Genomic DNA, 18,509 nt, shown 5'->3' on the forward strand with positions numbered 1-18,509 from the left:
TTGTTTATTTAATCACTAACACCTCATTATCCTTGAATGCCTCGTAACCACTGGTGACAACACGTTCGCCAGGTTCCAGTCCTTCAAGTACCTCGTAATACTGCGGATTTTGGCGACCGATGCGGATATTGCGGCGATAGGCTTTTTCTCCGTTTTTGTCAAGTACGAATATCCACTGTCCGCCTGTGGTCTGGAAGAAGGTGCCACGAGGGATGATCAAAGCCTGTTCAGGCTGTCCCAGTTCGAGGTCGATGTAATAGGTCTGACCAGAACGGATGTTCTCCGGACGTTCACCTTTGAAGATGAAATCGCAGCGGAACTTGCCATCGCGCACCTCCGGATATACCTTGCGTACCTGCAGCTGATATTGCTTATTGTTGCGCGTGAAGGTGGCAGTAAGTCCTTGGCGCACACGGTCGATATAGTGTTCGTCGATCATGGCCTGCACCTTATAATCAGACAAATCATTCAGCTGGCCAATCTTCTGCCCCGGCTGGATGCTTTGTCCCAGTTCCACATCGAGCAGCCCCAACTCGCCATCGATGGCAGAGCGAATCTCGAGCTTGTCCTTACGCTGTCGGACCAGCACCACATTCTTGCGCATGTTCTGCAGGTTGTCCTCCATCTGATCCATCTGAACGGTGCGATAGATAGAGTCCTGCTTCAGGCGCTTTGTCACCAGCGAGCGTTTCTTGGCAGAGAGCTGATAGTCCTCTTGCGAACGAAGATAATCCTCCTTGCTTATCAACTTCTCACCATAGAGACGTTCGTTCTGCTCGTAGGTGCGCTGCTTGCGCTGAGTATCCATATCCAGCTGTGCCTGTTCCGTCTGATTGTTCAGCCGGTCTTGCTGCATGGCGACTTGCGTATTTCTTAATAGGTTCTGCTTTTCGGCAAGTTCGGCTTCGGCATTTAGAATCTGTAAGTCGAGGCTTGAATTGCTCAAACGAACGATGACATCACCCTTGTGTACCATCGCACCCTCCTCGACCACCTTCTCCATCACGATGCCACCTTCCTCTGGCGATATCTGAACCACCTGAATAGGCATCACTTGTCCGTTGGTACGGACATAGTCCTTAAACTCTGCACTCTGCACGTCGCTGATGGTCAGGTCATCCTTGTTCACTCGAAGCGTGGAAGCATGGTTACCAAACAGCAACCAACCAACAATAAGTAATACCAGACAGCCACCAACCGCATAGGGCCAGTGCTTCATCAGGCGCTGAGTTCTTGTCTTTTCGATTACTCTGTCCATATTGTTTCACCTCTATAATATCTTATTAATTGTTCCTTGACAATAGTCATCAACTGACACTGAAGCAGCGTGGCTTTAGAATTAAGCAACTGTGCTGAAGTCGTCCGCAAGTCAATAGCTGTGCTAAGGCCTTCCTCAAACTGTCGGCGCGTCAGTTGGTAAGCCAAGCTGTCGGCCTCAACCTTGTGTTTCATCTGTTCCGTCTGTTTCTGATAGGCTTGCCAGTCGTGCCAGGCCTCACAAGCGAGTTTCTCCAGTTCCAACCGTGTCTGTTCGAAAGACTCACAAGCCATTCGATAGTTGTTCTTGGCTTTGCGGATATTGCTGACAGTCTGCAAGCGATTAAACAAGGGGATACTCAATGTAGCACCAACATACTCACCCATATTGTTCTTAAACTGACTGCGGAAAGACTGGCCTACACTGGAATGAAGGGTATGAAAATAAGTGGTGTTCAGACCCGCACTTAGCGAGAGAGCAGGAAGAAGCGCGGCACGGGCCTGACGCCACTCGTGTTTAGAGACTTGTACCTGATAGTGGGCAACATCTACAGACGGCCCTCCCACAATCCCTGAGGGGGCTTCGATTACCCTATCGGTTGAGTCAATGAACTCCATAGGAGCCAATACAATGGTATCTGCTTCGGAGGACGAGAGAGAGACTCCCATTTCCTTTCTCAACTCCAACATGGCCAAGGAGAAAAGGTTCTGCTGGCGGGTCAACTCATAGTCTGCCTCGGCTTTCTGCGACTCTACCTGTGCAACATCGGCTGCACTCTTGCGTCCCACCTCCTCCAACAGATGTATCTGTTTTAGCAGAAGTTCAGTCTCGTCCACCTTTTCTTCGGCCATCTTCACCAAGCCTTCGTAATAGACCACATTGGTATAGGCCTGAAGTGTACTGAGTGCTGTCTGATCCTGCTGTTTCCGCAGGGCGGCACGTCCCATCAGTTCACCAGCCTTTGCCGCTTTCAAGACATGCAAGCGACTGAAGCCATCAAAGACGGGCAGCGAGGTGTGTAGGGAGTAATCATTATAAAAGGTGCTGACATCAGTATAGCCATTGGTCTCAGGATCAATAGCACGACCAAAATTATACTGGACGCCGATGCCGGCATCAACAGCAGGCAGGAAGCGTCCGATGGCACTTGTCTTGGCAGCCTTGTAGTTGTCAAGTTCCAACTCTGCTCGTTTCACCTCATGATTATGTGCAACAGCATACTGCATACACTGTTGCATCGTCCATTTCTCCTGAGCCGCAACGTGCACCGATGTCATTATCAATAGCGCAATCATCGTCTTTTTCATACCGCAAAGTTAATTCTTTTACTTAATACCGCCATACTTTTTCCAGCGCAGAAGGGCAAAACGTCTAAAAATTATACAGTTAAACGTATGATTTATTGACGGGAAATGATTACTTTTGCAACATGAACAAGTACGGAACCATACTTATCGCAGACGACAACGTTTCTATTCTGACAGCGATGCGCTATTTGCTGGACAGCACTTTTGAACATGTACTGACCACCAGCCAGCCCAATGACATTCTGAAAATGATGGCTCAGCAGCCTGTTGACATAGTGCTGCTTGACATGAACTTCACGCTTGGTGTCAATAATGGTACTGAAGGATTATTCTGGCTGCGTGCCATTCGCAAGCAGCATCCTGAAACGCCAATCGTATTGCTGACAGCCTATGCAGATGTCAACCTGGCGGTAAAGGGGCTAAAGAACGGTGCTTCGGACTTCATTACCAAACCATGGGATAATGACGAACTGGTGCACAAGTTGAAGGATGTTCTTGACATGCGCAATGAGATTGTAAGTCTCGATGAAATGGAAAAGGAGCATATTCGCCGTACCATCGACCATTGTCATGGTAACCTCACACAGGCTGCAGAGATTCTGGGTATCACCCGACAGACGCTCTACAACAAGATAAAGCGGCTATGACCTGGCTATATATCATAATAGGTGTTGGATGCGCGTCGATGGTGGCATGGTTTGTCCACCACCAGCATAAGCTACGCCTTCGCGCCCACCTGATGCAGGAAGCCATCCGTAACCGAGACTTCACATTTCGCATACCTACACATGGTATGTTCTTCGGGGAACGAGCCATGCAGGAAACACTGAACCAATTAGGGGAAACCATTCGTCAGCAGGTGAATCAAAACGAAGTGGAGTCATGGGAACGGCTGACCCGCGTGCTGACTCACGAGATGATGAATGCCACTGCGCCCATCACGAGTATCAGCCAATCGCTAATGAACCGAGAGGACGTGAAGGGGACACCACTCGAGGATGGCATTCGCGCCATCTTTGAAACGTCAAAACACATGAGCAACTTTGTGGTTAACTACCGCAAGATATCGGAGTTGGAGAAGCCCAAGGTAAGCAATGTCAACCTGGGCGCCATGATTGAAGATATTAGGAAAACCTATCCACAGTTAACTTGGAATATAGACATAACGAAAGACCTGACCATAATTGCCGATGCCGGCATGCTTCGACAAGTACTCATGAACCTAGTCAAGAATGCCATTGAGGCTGACGCAAAAAAGATCGACATTGAAACAGAGGCTCATGAGAAGCCCAACAACATCCTACTCTATATCAGCAACGACGGTATGCCCATTCCAGCAGAGAACCGCCAGTCGCTCTTTGTACCTTTCTTCACAACGAAGCGTAGCGGCAGTGGGATTGGTCTTTCCCTGAGTCGCCGCATGATGATACAACAAGGCGGCTTACTCGAACTTGCAGACACGCCACATTCAGGATGTCACGTCACCTTTATCCTGTCACTCCAGAATCGCTCATAAGGAAGAAGGCGGCAATGGGATGTTTACTACTCCTATTGTCGCCTTCTTAATATATAGGTAAAGATATGTTATATTATGTCGTTGTCACACCTAAAGTGTGTTATTCTTCTTGTCATCATCAGTGGCAGTTATATCTTGTACTGCACGACAAAGATAGACATAAAAAAAAATATTCCGCAATAGGAAAGACAATTTTAACGACCCAAAAAGACAAGATTTAAACAAAAAAGACAATTTCTAAAACCCATCTGACGAAAATGATAGCCTGGGCATCGCTTACCACGACACCTTCAAAGAACTCAGAACAGTGAAATGAGTTAATGTCTATTGGCCGATTTCAGCGCATCTCTTCGGAAATCAGAAGGGCTCATGCTGAAATGCTGACGGAAGCTACTGCTGAAATACGACGTACTGCTGAAGCCACTGTCGGTGGCAATCTGCACAATACTCATATCGGGTTGCGTCACCAGCAGCATGGCCGAATAGTCAAGACGGAGCTGCTGCAGGTAGTTGCTGATGCGGCCATACTTGCTTCCCTTGGAGAAGATGCTGCCCACACGATCCTTAGACAGATGGAAGCGCTCCATGATGGACTGGCGCTCGAAGTGGGGGTTGAGGAAGAGCTTTTCGCGCACCACGACATCGTTGATACGCTGAAAGAGCTGCTCGTCGGTCAACGTATCATCATTGGTGACCTCGGGCAGCGACTCATTCTCGGTGCGCATGTTTTCCCAATACTTCTCTCGATAGTTGGCGGTCTCGGCAATCTGCTGTGCCAGGATCATGTTTTTGCGACTGATGGCCCTGCTTTTGAACACCACAACCACCACAAAGATGATGAGCAACAGTAACAGCACACAAATGCAGGCAGAGAAATACATGGCCTTTCGTGCTATATCGTGCTGATGCTCGGACTCGATGCGCTGCTGTAAAGCCTGATAGTAGGCCAGTTGTTCGCGGGCCGTGGCCTTTCGGACGCCATCCTCAATCTTCTCGAAAGCCGCCAGCATGTTGCCCTGATCGCCCAGCGAGGTGTAGGCCGCAGCTATATAGTTTTCGGCCTGAGCCCGATAAAACCGTATATAATCGGCGCGTTCCTTGTCGGTCTCGGGCTCGCGATCGCAGCCATCATGATAGATCTCCGGGTGCTGCTCGTAGTCGTCGAGATGCTCCAGGATCAGGCGTGCCAGCGGCAGTGTCTCGCTAAATTGTTCGTTGACGCCCAACTGCACAATCTTTCGTTTGCAGGCAATGATGAGGGCGTCGAGCTCGTTGAAGGCACTGCGGTCGTGATCGCTGTGGAAGGTGGCCTCCAACTCGTAGATCACGCTATCCATCTTGGCCATGCCCTCGGCTTGGCGCCCCATGGCACAGAGGGCTGCGCCAATCTCAGCTTCGGTGCGCAGCGCGTTGGTCTGCTGACTGGGGCCCATCAGGTGGCACAGGTCAACATACTGGCGCGAGCGCTTGAACCAGCGGGCGGTGTCGTTCTGCATGCGGGCAGTGTAGCTCAGCACCTCAAGCACGTCGAGCAAGTTGCGCTTGTCGGCCTTGATAGAGTCGTTTTTCAGCAGTCGCTCGCCGATTCTGCGTGCCTTGTCGAGGCGCGCATTGACTGTGCCGCCAAGTAGCGAGTCGGCCTCGTCGTACATCTGTGTTGAGCTATAGATGCGTGCACGATACTGGTCGGCCTGCCAGTCTTTTAGGTTGCCCACGATGACGGCAGAGTCCAGAATCTGCAAGGCGCGTTCGGGCTGATAGCCATAGATTCTCATGGCAGCGTCGCGAGTGTAGAGTGTGTCGGACGCTTGTGGCTTGTGTGTCGGATGCTCGGAGTTGCAGCCTGTGCACCCCGCCATCATGGTCATGACGACAACAGGCGTCAGCAGAATCCATGAACGGAGCATATCTTGAAAGATGTGTTTCGATATTGTGGTAAGGTTTTGTTTCATTTGTAATAAGGAGCTCTGAAGGTTGGATGAACAACTATATTTATCGATGAAACCGCAGAAAAATCAATCGTTGACAATGGTGATACGATGCTGAGACACGCGATACTTCTCAATGGTTGTGGGACTGAGCTTGGCTAGGTATTCTGCCACACAATCACGATTGAGAAGTTGGGTAGATACCAAGAACGGACAACACTTCAACATATCATAGAAACCACCACGAGCATAATAGTCGATGGTTGCGACGGTGTATTTCCTGTCAAGAACTAACGGCTCGTACTCATGAGTCTCCTTATTCCTTATTATCACATCACTAATGGTGTGGCTCCTACTGTGGATGGTAAACTTCATGCCCGAGACATGAGGAAAGAAACCATCTTCCAACGGAAGACTTGAGGTACACTTCACAAGCATATCAAAGAGTTGCTGTCCTGTGACCTCTATCTCGCACATCATATTAATGAAGGGCAGCGCATTGACGACATCACCATAACAGACATTACCAGCGGGAATACTGTTTCGCAAGCCACCGCCATTCATCAGACCTATTTCCGCGCCAAAGTAGTCAAGGTAAGCATCGGAAACAAGGTCACCAAGATTGGTTTCATTCAGACGAGCCAATCGATCGCCCTTGGTATCATTGATGGTCAGTTCGAAACCGACCTTGCAAAGCTGACGAGATGTGGCTTGATGCATGTCGGCCCTGACGCTATCAATCGTTGCTGCCACTTTCTCACTCTTGAAAGGAATATCAGCATCGGCAATGAGAGAAGTAACAATACGACCATCGCGGGTAATAAGCAGTTTTCCAACATTGGCAAACTGTGTGCCTGTCTGGGTTACTGGAACCAGCTGACCGTCACGGTTCTTCACATCCTCGCGCACAAAGACATGATGGGAATGTCCATCGAGTACTACATCCACGCCATGCGTCGCTGCTACTAATCCATGAGAATAAATACCGGTTTCGCCCTTCTCTTCACCCAGATGAGACAATACCACAACATAATCAGCACCTTCACTACGAGCCTTATCCACTGCCTGTTGAACCAATTGGTAAACATCGGCTGTACGCAGATCAAACAGTTGATTGCCATCGAGGTCGAAGAAGGCATAGCTTTCCATCGACATGGACTCGGGTGTTGTTACGCCAACAAACGCCACGCGTTTATTACCAAACTGCTTAATTACGTAAGGTGGTAATAACAGATTGTCTTTCTGATAGGGAAAGAGATTTGCACACACGACAGGAGCCTGCATGGAAGGCAGCAGTTCCTGTAAGCGAGGCATATAGAAATCAAATTCATGATTGCCAAGTGTCAAGGCATCATAACCAACACTGGAAATAATATCGGTGATATACTGACCACTTTTCAACGTACAAGCAACACCGCCCGACAGGTAGTCGCCACAACTTACGACAGCTGTCCATGCCGTATCACTCTTTGCCACAGCATCACGCAGACCTGCTATCTTGGCATAGCCGTCAATACCACCATGAACATCGTTATCATAGAAGATGACAATGCTTTTATCGGTGGAGGAAACACTTGTTTTTGAAGACAATCCTTTTGTGGTACTGCAGGCCGAAAAGGCGCAGCACAAAAGAAGTATTGCAACAAACTGCTGCACGAAAGATATCTTTGACTTATCCATTAAATCACGCATAGCAAAGGTTATTACGTGGCAAAAGTACAAAAAAACATTTATCTTTCCAAATAAACGCCATGCCTTTTTTTCTGCACGACTTACTGATAACTGATGTAGGGACGCAGACGGGCAATGGCCTCGGGCGGGAAGTCGGGCAAGAGGGAGAGCTGTTGCAGGTCGGTGATGGTGCCGTGCTGACGGCGATAGTCGATGATGGCACGGGCCTGGTAGTAGTTGATATAAGGATGACGGCGCAACTCGTTGAGGGAAAGATGGTTGATGGACAGCTGCCGGATGTGGCCATCGCCAGTCACCTGCAGGTATTTCTGGACATCGGCAGGCAAATCGTCAATCTCGTTCAACTGCTTGACGCTGGCATAGCCACCCAGTCGCTGCCCATAGGCCACGATGCGACGGGCATAATAGCTGCCAATGCCCGGCACGCGCTGCAGCGCTGCTGTGTCGAGAAGGTTCAGACTGACGGTCTCGCCCTCGTGGAGCTTTGCTGTATAGCGCAACGTGTCGCGCTGAGCGCCATCATCATGGGCCACCAACGTAGAGGCGGGTTGATAATCGGAAGAAATGCGGATGAAGGGCTCCAGTTCGCGATACTGCTTGACGGTGAGACCATAAAGGCGGGCAAAGTCTGTCTTTGAACGATAGATGCCACCAGAAGCTCGGTAGCGATAGATGTTGCGCACCTGCCAAGGTTGCAGGCCCAAGCGCAACAGTTGGGTGCTGTCGGCGGTGTTAGGATCGAACGGAAAGCGCTCGACGCGGTGCGCTTCGACCTGATAATACGGTTCAGCTTTCTGTGTTTGACTTGCCCCACCCCGCCACTTGGCGTCTGCAGACGAGGGCGTCTCGGCAGGTACGTCCTCGTCGAGAACACCTACTGCCACAAAGGCTACCATGCCTAGCAGCAAGAGAGCCAGGATGATACGACGGTCGCTCTTGTTGATATAGAAATAGTCGCGCAGGCTCATATCACGCCAAACTGATGGAGGAAGATGAGCAGGATGCAGATGGGACAGACGAAGCGGACTGCAAACATATAAATACCAAAGAGGCGACCACGGAAGGTTCCGCCATTGGTAAACTCATCCTTGACAATGGCCTTGGGCACATACCATCCCAGGAACAGACAGGTGAGCAGACCGCCCGTGGGCAGGAAGATCTGACCGGTGAGGTAGTCGAACCAGTTGAACAAAGACTTGCCGCCAAACACGAGCCACTCACGACCATCGCCAAACGACAGCGAGCAGAACACGCCAATCAGGGCACAGGTCAGCGTGACAAGGGCAGCACCCTTGCGGCGCGAGATGTTCAGTTCCTCATGGAAGAAGGCGGTGCTGACCTCGTGAAGAGACATCAGGGAGGTCAGGGCTGCCAGCGACAACAGGGCATAGAACAACAGGGCTACCACCTCGCCAAGGAAGGGCACGCCCGAGAAGGCCTGCTGGAACACGCTGGGCAGGGTGATGAACACCAGTCCGGGACCACAATACTGACTGGCCTGGTTGGGATCGCTCATCAGCTCGGGGGCATTGGGATAGATGGCGAAGAAAGCGGGGAAAATCATGAGACCTGCCAGGATGGCTATCAACGTGTCGATGCTGACAATCTGGAAGGCTGACTTCGTGAGGTGGGTGTCTTTCTTGAAATAGCTGGCATAGGTGCAAAGACAGCCCATACCCACACTGAGCGAATAGAACGCCTGTCCCAGTCCACCCAACAGGACATTGCTATCGACCTTAGAGAAGTCGGGATTGAATAGGAAACTGATGCCACGGCTGGCACCGGGCAGCGTGCAGGAAGCTACTGCAATCACGATGAGCAGGATGAAGAGCAGGGGCATCATCATCTTGGAACCCTTCTCAATGCCTTTTTCCACACCACGCGAGATAATGAAATGACACATGAGCATGAACAGCAGCATACAGACAATTGGCTTCCAAGGATCAGACGAGAAGGTTTCAAAATAGGTTTTCACATAGTTGGCATCGCCCATAAGATGACCTGCTGCAGAAGCATAGATATACTGCAGACACCATCCCGACACCACTACATAATAGCCGGTGATCATGAAACCAGTGAAAACACCAAAGAGGCCGATAAGGCGCCAAGGGGTGCCGTTGGCCAACTTAGCATAGGCGCGAGCCGTGTTGGCCTGCGCCCGACGACCGATGATAAACTCGTTGAGCATACACGGGATGCCTAATATCAGCACACATGCCACATAGATAAGGATGAAGGCAGCACCGCCATTTTGACCTGTCATATAGGGGAAACGCCACACATTACCCAATCCCACAGCCGAACCGGCCGTGGCAAGGATAATGCCCAACTTACTTCCGAAACTTGCTCTTTCCGTCTGATTCATATCTAGTTTACGTAAATCGAGTGCAAAAGTAGAAAAAAAATATGAATTACAGATGATGATTCATAGATAATTTAGTACTTTTGCAGCCAACTTGACAATAAAGAAAGCTATTATGCTGCAAATCGTAAGAAATTATCCCCTTTCTATGATATGTATCGCCTTGGTGTGGTATCTGTCCATTTGGTTCATGCCACCAGAGGAGATGGAGCTGCCAAGCATCAACTTCCTGGATAAATGGACCCATTTCGTAATGTATGGCGGCACATGCGCAGTCATCTGGTGGGAATACTTGCATAATCACCATACAATAAATGCCCGCAAGCTGATCTTGTGGGCATGTCTGGCTCCCTCCGTAATGGGAGGAGTGATTGAGCTGGTTCAAGCCTATTGCACCGCCAACCGCTCAGGCGAATGGCTCGACTTGGCTGCCGATGCAATAGGCGTAATGATGGGTGCTGTTATGGGACTTGTTTACCGATGGTTACATTAGCAGAGCCTGTTACCTCGGCATTGTTACCACCACCATAGACATTACCTGTGATATTAGCGCCCAAAACTCTTTTCTTAGTATAAGTAGGCTTATTATTTGCATCCAAGACAGGATTGCCATCAGCATCGAGGATTGGAAGTGATATCATGTTGATATCTTCGCCCGTAGCCGTACCAATATTTACCTGCGTATTGCCAATCACCTTAGCAGCATTACCACCACCAAAGACATCACCAATCGTACCTATTCGGCCATCAACAGCATAGTCGCCCAGCACCACATTGACATTGACGGTGGGATTAGCAATCATCACAGCATTGGTACCATAGCCGCCACCATAAATGGTGCCTATGTTGGTAAACGACTTGACATTAACTTCAGGGTCGCCATACAAAGGCGAAGAAGCAGTTTCAATCAGAGATCCGTCCTCGTTATAGCCATAAACAGAATAGCCTGCCTCGTTGCCACCACCATACAGTTCGCCAATGACAATAGGCCTACAGCCAGTTTCCTCAATGTTAATAGTAATCTTACCACGGATGGTTCCACTGATATTGTTACCGCCAAACACGCGATTGAAGTTACCGTTGGTAATCGTCAACGTCACATCGTCGAAGACATCAGCTGCCTGAGCACCGCCATAGACTTCGGTCAGACCAGGGATACATGCCATAATCAGTTTAGCCTCTGCATCCATCGGTGCACTCTTACCGCCACCATAAGCCTCATCGACATGGAAAGCACAGAGAGGTATGCCATTATTGTCAACCTCTTCAAGAATTGTCAGAGCTGTTTTACGCACATTACCCTTCGTATTGGATCCACCAAAGACACGATGAATAGTGCCACCTTTGACATTAACAGCAGCCTCACCACTGCCATAGGAATAGCGGGCAATGAAATCGGCATTCGTCGCTCTTTCCTCCTTTGTATCCCATCGTTCATCATTCTCAACATCGGAGTAGTCCAGGAAACCGACATTAGCGCCTGGGTTCTTTTTCTTTATGTTGTTAACGACGATACTATCCTTTCCGTTACCGCCACCAAACAGTTCGCCAATCTCGAAAGTTCCATTGACTTCCACATTCGTAGCAGGTGTTGAGGCTGCATTGCCACCGCCATAGACCTGTCCAATACTGGTGCGGTCGCAACCATCAATGATCACATGGGTAGAACCATTAGCTAAATCCAATGGCATATAAGCTGCCATGTTACCACCACCATAGACAGCTTTAACATCGAATGACTCCAGCACAAAATTACCATCGGCACTCCTAGTGCCAAGCACTTTAGCCGTCTGCGGACCTTCCGCAGGATTGGTGATACGTGTCTGTCCTGCACGTTGAGTCTTATAGACATGCACCAAGACATCGCCCTGAGGAGAGCTATTCACATTATTACAACCAAAGATAAAGCCCTTCACAGCACAGCCGCGTGCATCGTCTGCCACATTCTCATTCAGTTTCACTGTGACATTCTTTGAAACACCCAGGCTATCGTTTTCAGTTGTGCCCATACAGCCACCATAGACATTTTGTTCGATAGTGCCTCCCGTGAGATTGACGGTAATCACGCCATGGTCATCGCCGCTCTGCATCTTTCCATAGTCAGGATTATCCACTTCCTCGCCAGATGAAGGATCAATGATTTTTGCCATAGTGAAATAGGTTCCGACAGAAGCAATACGACCACCACCATAGACAGAGCCAAGTATCGTACCATCCTGAACATTCAGAATCGCATTACCTCCAACGACACCGGAAGTCAAAGCCATAGAAGAGCCCTGTCCGCCACCAAATATATTACCATCATAGCCCGTAGTACCTACCGTACCTATCACCGTAGCAATATCATTATCTGCTTGGCGAATCGTTGTCACTGCATTGTTCAACACGTGACCATCCTCACCACCACCATAGACAGAGCCATAGACCTTGCCACCAAGTACGTTGACAGATGTCGAGGCTACATTGGTACTGGTATTAAAGAAGATACGTTTGTCGCCCATGCCTCCACCATAGATATGGCCTACAGTAGGATTGGCAACAATATCGGCAGCACTGCGTGGTACACCTACAGTACCATCCGTCATTAGAACCGTGGCTAAGCCAAGAATGTCGGCCATCTCACAACCGCCATAAACGTTGTTCAGTACATGACCGCCACTGATGGTCACACTCGCATTTCCTTCCACACGACCGGCAGAGCGGAGCCATTTGCCTGGTGCATAAGGATAGTAGCCAGAACCACCGGCAAACACGTTACCATAGAACGTATGGCCATCGGTGGCACTGGGATAGCCGCCACGAGCCGAGGGTCCATCCTCGTCGGCAGGCATCTCTGGATAGTTACCACTTGCATCAGCATATTGGTCGTGAGGACGGCCATTATGCTCGAAGGGCCAGTGGTCTGTGGGTGCCAATGTCTCAGCATCCCAGTCGGTGTAAGCCTTGTCGGCGCCCACACCACAACCAATCTGGCCACCACTGATCGTCACGTTGGTATTGCCCAGCACATGTCCACTCTCGCTGCCGCCATAGATTGAGCCTGTCACCAGAGCATCACCGCTGATGGTGAGCTGCGTCATGTTGAAATAGCTGACCACCTCCAGGTTCGGATAGAGCGCAGGATCGTGCATCTCGCCACGACCGGCACCAAACACATGCCCAAAGTCATCAGGACCGCCTTCGGCTGTCATGGTGGCCCCCGTGGCCCCAATCAAGCCACCACTAATCGTCACCTGACAAAGGCCGCCCGACAAGCATTCGTAGGGTTTGCCCAGCGGCAGTGTAGCAGCGGGATGGGCCGTGTTATAAGCCTCATCGACAAAGGCATACTTACCCACCGTACCCATGGCGCCACCGCCATAGACATTGTGAGCCACATGGCCGCCAAAGATCTGCACGTGAGTGTTGCCCCACACCTGACCCGACATGGGGTTATAGTAGTATTTTCCGCCTTTGACATACGTATCGGTGCCGCAGCCGCCACCATAGACATTACCACGGTGGGGATAGCGCGGACCACCATTGACATTACGGTCCAGGACGCCTATCAGTCCACTGTATATCTTCATGTCGGTATCGGCAAACGTGTGACCATTCTCACCACTGCCATAGACCGAGCCCGTAATGACAGGTCCGGTAGCAGAACCAGAGGTACCGATGGTGACATGCGTCTCATAGACCCACGCCATCTGGTCGTAGGGATCCACGCCGTCGTCGCCGGGTACAGACACATCACCACGCGAAGCGCCAGACACCATACCATTGTTCATACCCGTGGTACCAATCTGACCGCCCAGGATCGTCACATGGCATGCACCCGTATTGCTGGTACGCAGCGATGCCGGCAATCCGGTCTCACCACTGTAGGTAAAGTCGCCCACCGAACCGATGGCACCACCACCATAGACGTTGTGATAGATCATGGGCGAACCGTTGATGAGGATGTGCGTATTGCCCTTCACCAGTCCGGCCATCTTATCGTCCACCTTTCCTTTACCGCCACCATAGACGTTGCCATAGACAGCGGCTCCCAGGCCTTGAACACCGATGGCGCCACCGCTCACCGTGACGTAGGTGTCGCCAATGACGCTGGCCTCCTCGCCACCGCCAAAGACACTCTTCGTGACACTCATCACCTTGCCGCCAGTGACTGTGGTGTGACCATCTACGGTCAGCGTCACATCACCCGTGACGACACCAAGGTTGGTCAGATCCACAGGCGTATAGAGGATGTGGTTGGTTCTGTCAATAGCCGTCGCTGCAGAGTTGACCACATCACGGTGTTGCCAGGTGTAGGTCACCGTAGAAGGCAGCACAGCCTCCAGATAGGCTCCCAGGTTCACGTCGTAGTAAGGCTCTGTCTGGAAGTGGTTGTCCATCACTGCCACTGGTGGCAGACTGGCCGAGTAGCCTGCGCCAAACACGTTGCCCTCCACCACACAGTTGGTGAGCGTGGACTTGACAGGGCCTGCCACCATGCCGAGGTTACCACCGCCATAGAAGTTGCCCACACACTGACTGAAGAGGTCGAGCGTGCCCAGCGGACTGGTGGTGATGGTACAATCTGTCAGCTTAGAGGTGACGTCGCGCGTGGTAGCCAGCGAGAAGCTGACATAGTCAACAAACAGACGGGCCACGTTGTTAGCGTTGTCAGACATGGGGATAAACTGATAGTCGATGCGCGACTCCACGCCAGAGGCGTTGTATCTGTATTGTATGCCATTATTACCAGAAACCCAGGCATTCCAGTCGATGTTGGACACCTTGTTCTGGTTCTGAGGATAACGGCGGTTATAAGAGTTGCCGCCATAGCCAGCGCCGAAGAAGGTGCGGAAGATGCAGTTGGAGGCATTGGTAGCCACCTTCTTATTACTGTTCATATCGCCAAACTTCGGACCGCCACAGAACTGATCCACACGACTGTTGGTGATGACTGTCACGATGTTGCCCTCGGCAATATGGGCTGCATTGATACCACCGCCATAGAACTCGTTGATATCGGCATTATCTATCTGCCACACGATGTTGCCCGTATCGTCGGCACCACCAGCTGCGCCAATGCCCTGCATGCCCGTACCTGCCACCTTGTCGAAACGGCCGCCATTGATATAGCACTCGGCATTATCGGCATATTTGTTGGCAGGACTGTTATAGTAGCCCGTCAGGTAGAAGATGTCATAATCGCCACCTGTAACCGAGATGGGCGGATGCGGACTGACAAAGTTTTCCTGCGTCTTATCCTGGTGCACGCCGATGTGGAACTCCTTGAACCACACATTGCCACCCACGTGGTAGTAGGTCACCGACTCGGCCTCGTGGTGATAGACCTCAGCACCGCCGACAGTCACCCACTGCTCTATCACGCCACCTTGCAGAATCATCGGGCTCTCGGCTCTGCCGGAGTTAGCGACATTGATGTTCAGGTAGTCATATTCAAACTGCGTGACACGGAAAAGACCCGTGTTGGTGCATTCAAACCATCCGTAGGGCTGCATGATACCCAGGTTGTAAGTTCCCGTACCGCCGAAGGATTTCTGAGCCATACCCAGACCAATGACATTCAGGAAGTCTATTCTGACGGGATGCACTCTTTTACGAGAGTCGAAGCGAAGGATATAGGAATAGTCTGGCTCATTGTCTTTATCCAGGTCGATAGACATGATGGTATAGGGCAGCGTTTTGGCCTCGCTTGAAAGCTTCAGACTATGCACATTGCCCACCAGCACGATGGCATTATCGTAAACAGAGCCAGATGGTGCCAGTGCTGTAACAGCTGCTTGCATCGTTGTATAGACGTTCTGACTGCTGCCATTGATGTTGTAGGCCACCGCATTGGAGTAACGTGCTCCGTCGCCAACGGTGGTCACGTAGGCCGGTGTGCCATTGTTCATGGCCTGGTTGTAAACCACGTCGGGATATTCGTCAGCCACATACACACACTTGCCCCAATAGGGTTCGATGGTGATGGAGGTCACGCCCTCGGGCACATCGAAGTAAGCGCCCTGACTGAACACACGCTCACCTACACTATACAAGTCCTTGTCGGTGCTCTTGCGATCAGCAAAGTTATAAGGTGTCGTCAGCGTGATGTCGCCATTCGCATCGACTGTTGCCGTTGCGTCGGAACCGGTAGAGAAGCTATGTGTGCCACCACTGATGGCAACGATTTTCCAGCCCGTCACAACTTTATTGTTGGTATAGTTCTTCGAGCCCACATCGTTGTAATAGGGCAACTGCACCTTGTAGTAGTTGAAATTGAAGTGCGCTGGGTCTTTGTCGGTGATATTGGGTGTGACCGAGGGCACCTCGATATTGGCACCGGCAGGCGCACCGCTCGATGCGTTCTGGATGTAGATGATCAGCGTGCCGAACTTACGTCCCTGGTTATACTGTGTCTTCCTGGTAGCAGCATCGCTGGCAAAGGCCTCAGCATGGTCTGCGTCGATATTAACCACTGAAGAATACTTGCCTGGTGTTTTAAGGATGGGATACGGCGTCGTACTACCTATCTGCGAAGGTTCTAACACCCATTTCTTCATCTCGTTCACGTTTTCTTCACTGCCTGTTGCCCACCATGCAGCCAGTGCTCTGTTACTATTGAGCAAATGGCGGTAGAACTCAAAGCGCTGCAGGAAGCGCGTTTCGGCAGAAAGAGCACAGTTGTAAACATCAATCTGCCTGTTTTGAACATAGGAGGCGCCTGCCCAGAAATAGTTAAAGTTGCTAACCCCCGACTGATCGCTTCTGTTAGTGATAATACTACCATTGTAGATAGGGGCCTTTGAAGAGCCATTGACCTCACCATAGAACATGCAGTTCATCACCATAGTCTTGAGATTGTTTGATTTCGTGGCAACGTTATTATATCCCACGATACCACCCACATAACTGCCTCCCGACACATGGGCATAACTGAAACAGTTGATGACACGCGCACTGCCGTCGAGCAGACCTACAAGTCCGCCCACGTAGTTGCTGCCACTGACGGTACTGCTGCAGTTGGTCAGTCTGTTATAGCCATCCTTATCGGTCTCCACCGTGCTGCCCGTGGCCAGCACGCCACAGTTGAAGATGCGCGTGGTGCCGGTAGCCTCAGCACAGATGGCGCCCACATTCGTGCCACCACTGATGCTGACATTGTCGAGGATGACATTCTTGATCATGGCATTATTGGCATAGGCGATGAAAGGATGGTCAAGTCCCGACACCACCACCATGTTGCCATCAATCGTTCCACTGAAAGGATGGTCGGAGGTGCCGATGGGGGCCGTCGATGTGAAATTGTCTGCCAGGATATAATTGCCCGTCATATCCGTAATCTCGCTGGAAGAAGACACCTCCGTGGGAGGCAGAAGAACAGCCTCAGCAGAGATGACATAGCCTGGTTTGGTAGCAACAGTCCTGAAGACCGTGGAACTGCTCCAGACGACGGGAGCGCTGTAAACCGGCGATGCCGACGTGGCAGGTGTGTCGTTCGTGGTATAATGAATGACGGCACCCTCTGTACCACACGTCACCATGATCTTACTGCTATGAATCGATATGATAGGCTTTTCGCAGACAGGCAGTTCATAAGTGCGGGCTGGCGTAGAGTAAGGATCACTGGCCAGCTTGGCTATGGCCTTGATGACACGCATGTTCTCCGTCTGACTGACGTTGACCGTGGTAGTACCAGTGCCTGTATAGGACGACATGGTCGGCGTGCTGCCATCGGTGGTGTAATAGATAGCGGCACCAGCAGCGGCTGTAATGGTGAAGGTACCATCGAAATTGTTCGTGATGGTAGGCGCTGTAATCGTTATGGCCGACTCGAAATACCAGCGGGCAGCAGGCTCGTCAGTCCAATAACCGATACCGCCACCCACATTGATGGTGCCGGAAGAGGTTTCGGCCGTTCGATAGTTAGTGAGGTCAGTTCCTTCCCTATTACCACCAGCAGGATCGAGATAGGTCGTTGTCTTATTGTTGACCTTATCATTCATATCCTTATGCCTGATATTAAAAGCAGTGCCATTGGGTTTTATCTCAAACAGCGTGTTATTGTCAGGCACGTCCATGGCTTCAAGGTGCACTCTCAGTCGACCAACATCATTATCTTTTGTTCCGTCGTATGCAGGATTGGCTGTAAGATACTTTCCATCAGCAACATGGATGATATGGTAGTAGTCGCCCGCTTTCTCCACCATCCAGCAACTGTTGGACACACGGCCCGTCGTTGCTGTTGTCAGGTGCGGCTGTCCTGTAACATAATCAGCGTTGGTGGCTGGTATCAGATAGAAATTATTGGCAGGGGTGCCTGCATTGTAACCATTACCATTGGCAATATAATATACACCAGAATAGTCTGTCTCTGCCCACGCAGCGGCACTGCCGAGTGCCAGCATCGCCAGGGCAACAACCAATTTGTTGATCACTTGTTTCGTGTAATCGTATATCTTTATCATAG

The 18,509-nt window shown here is 50.7% G+C and carries 10 protein-coding genes; 3 read left to right on the plus strand and 7 right to left on the minus strand.

Annotation, left to right across the window (positions count from 1 at the left end):
• Window positions 1-4: 4 nt before the first annotated feature.
• Both T496_RS0110090 and T496_RS0110095 read right to left on the minus strand, forming a co-directional pair.
• A complete protein-coding gene (locus T496_RS0110090; RefSeq protein WP_027450643.1) occupies window positions 5-1,258 on the minus strand; it encodes an efflux RND transporter periplasmic adaptor subunit in 1,254 nt (417 codons plus the stop codon).
• A complete protein-coding gene (locus tag T496_RS0110095) occupies window positions 1,246-2,565 on the minus strand; it encodes a TolC family protein (protein ID WP_027450644.1) in 1,320 nt (439 codons plus the stop codon). The genes T496_RS0110090 and T496_RS0110095 overlap by 13 nt, the downstream gene beginning before the upstream one ends.
• Window positions 2,566-2,687: 122 nt before the next feature.
• Here T496_RS0110095 and T496_RS0110100 point away from each other — a divergent pair, with 122 nt between their 5' ends.
• Window positions 2,688-3,212, plus strand: a complete 525-nt coding sequence (locus tag T496_RS0110100; protein ID WP_027450645.1) for a response regulator — start codon at window positions 2,688-2,690, stop codon at window positions 3,210-3,212.
• Window positions 3,209-4,081 carry a sensor histidine kinase gene (locus T496_RS0110105; protein WP_231478040.1) on the plus strand — a complete coding sequence of 291 codons (873 nt, stop codon included), beginning with the start codon at window positions 3,209-3,211 and terminating at the stop codon, window positions 4,079-4,081. Before T496_RS0110100 ends, T496_RS0110105 begins: the two co-directional genes overlap by 4 nt.
• 317 nt (window positions 4,082-4,398) lie before the next feature.
• Here the strand turns inward: T496_RS0110105 and T496_RS0110110 are convergent, their stop codons facing one another.
• The 4 genes from T496_RS0110110 to T496_RS0110125 all read right to left on the minus strand — a co-directional run bounded on the left by T496_RS0110110 (window position 4,399) and on the right by T496_RS0110125 (window position 10,066).
• On the minus strand, window positions 4,399-6,033 hold the full coding sequence (locus T496_RS0110110) for a helix-turn-helix domain-containing protein (RefSeq protein ID WP_027450647.1): 1,635 nt from the start codon (window positions 6,031-6,033) through the stop codon (window positions 4,399-4,401).
• Window positions 6,034-6,096: 63 nt separating this feature from the next.
• Window positions 6,097-7,599 carry a bifunctional metallophosphatase/5'-nucleotidase gene (locus T496_RS13945; protein WP_197018951.1) on the minus strand — a complete coding sequence of 501 codons (1,503 nt, stop codon included), beginning with the start codon at window positions 7,597-7,599 and terminating at the stop codon, window positions 6,097-6,099.
• Between the two features lie 182 nt (window positions 7,600-7,781).
• Window positions 7,782-8,669, minus strand: a complete 888-nt coding sequence (locus T496_RS0110120) for a helix-hairpin-helix domain-containing protein (RefSeq protein WP_027450648.1) — start codon at window positions 8,667-8,669, stop codon at window positions 7,782-7,784.
• The gene (locus T496_RS0110125; RefSeq protein ID WP_027450649.1) at window positions 8,666-10,066 is read right to left on the minus strand and encodes a sodium-dependent transporter; all 1,401 of its coding nucleotides are present in this window, start codon (window positions 10,064-10,066) and stop codon (window positions 8,666-8,668) included. The genes T496_RS0110120 and T496_RS0110125 overlap by 4 nt, the downstream gene beginning before the upstream one ends.
• A 145-nt stretch (window positions 10,067-10,211) precedes the next feature.
• Here T496_RS0110125 and T496_RS0110130 point away from each other — a divergent pair, with 145 nt between their 5' ends.
• A complete protein-coding gene (locus T496_RS0110130) occupies window positions 10,212-10,556 on the plus strand; it encodes a VanZ family protein (RefSeq protein WP_231478041.1) in 345 nt (114 codons plus the stop codon).
• Here the strand turns inward: T496_RS0110130 and T496_RS0110135 are convergent.
• Window positions 10,525-18,507, minus strand: coding sequence for a chitobiase/beta-hexosaminidase C-terminal domain-containing protein (locus tag T496_RS0110135; RefSeq protein WP_081783617.1), 7,983 nt, complete (start codon window positions 18,505-18,507; stop codon window positions 10,525-10,527). The two genes, T496_RS0110130 and T496_RS0110135, sit on opposite strands and share 32 nt — an antisense overlap.
• Between the last annotated feature and the right edge of the window lie 2 nt (window positions 18,508-18,509).

This window comes from Xylanibacter brevis P6B11 (assembly GCF_000621825.1).
In the GTDB taxonomy this organism is placed as follows: Bacteria; Bacteroidota; Bacteroidia; order Bacteroidales; family Bacteroidaceae; genus Prevotella; species Prevotella brevis.

Bases quoted from the DNA above. Each gene is read 5' to 3' on its own strand.
- T496_RS0110105 (WP_231478040.1), top strand. From the start codon at position 3,209: ATGACCTGGCTATATATCATAATAGGTGTTGGATGCGCGTCGATGGTG.
- T496_RS0110090 (WP_027450643.1), bottom strand. From the start codon at position 1,258: ATGGACAGAGTAATCGAAAAGACAAGAACTCAGCGCCTGATGAAGCAC.
- T496_RS0110120 (WP_027450648.1), bottom strand. From the start codon at position 8,669: ATGAGCCTGCGCGACTATTTCTATATCAACAAGAGCGACCGTCGTATC.
- T496_RS0110135 (WP_081783617.1), bottom strand. From the start codon at position 18,507: ATGATAAAGATATACGATTACACGAAACAAGTGATCAACAAATTGGTT.
- T496_RS0110110 (WP_027450647.1), bottom strand. From the start codon at position 6,033: ATGAAACAAAACCTTACCACAATATCGAAACACATCTTTCAAGATATG.
- T496_RS0110125 (WP_027450649.1), bottom strand. From the start codon at position 10,066: ATGAATCAGACGGAAAGAGCAAGTTTCGGAAGTAAGTTGGGCATTATC.
- T496_RS0110095 (WP_027450644.1), bottom strand. From the start codon at position 2,565: ATGAAAAAGACGATGATTGCGCTATTGATAATGACATCGGTGCACGTT.
- T496_RS0110100 (WP_027450645.1), top strand. From the start codon at position 2,688: ATGAACAAGTACGGAACCATACTTATCGCAGACGACAACGTTTCTATT.
- T496_RS0110130 (WP_231478041.1), top strand. From the start codon at position 10,212: ATGATATGTATCGCCTTGGTGTGGTATCTGTCCATTTGGTTCATGCCA.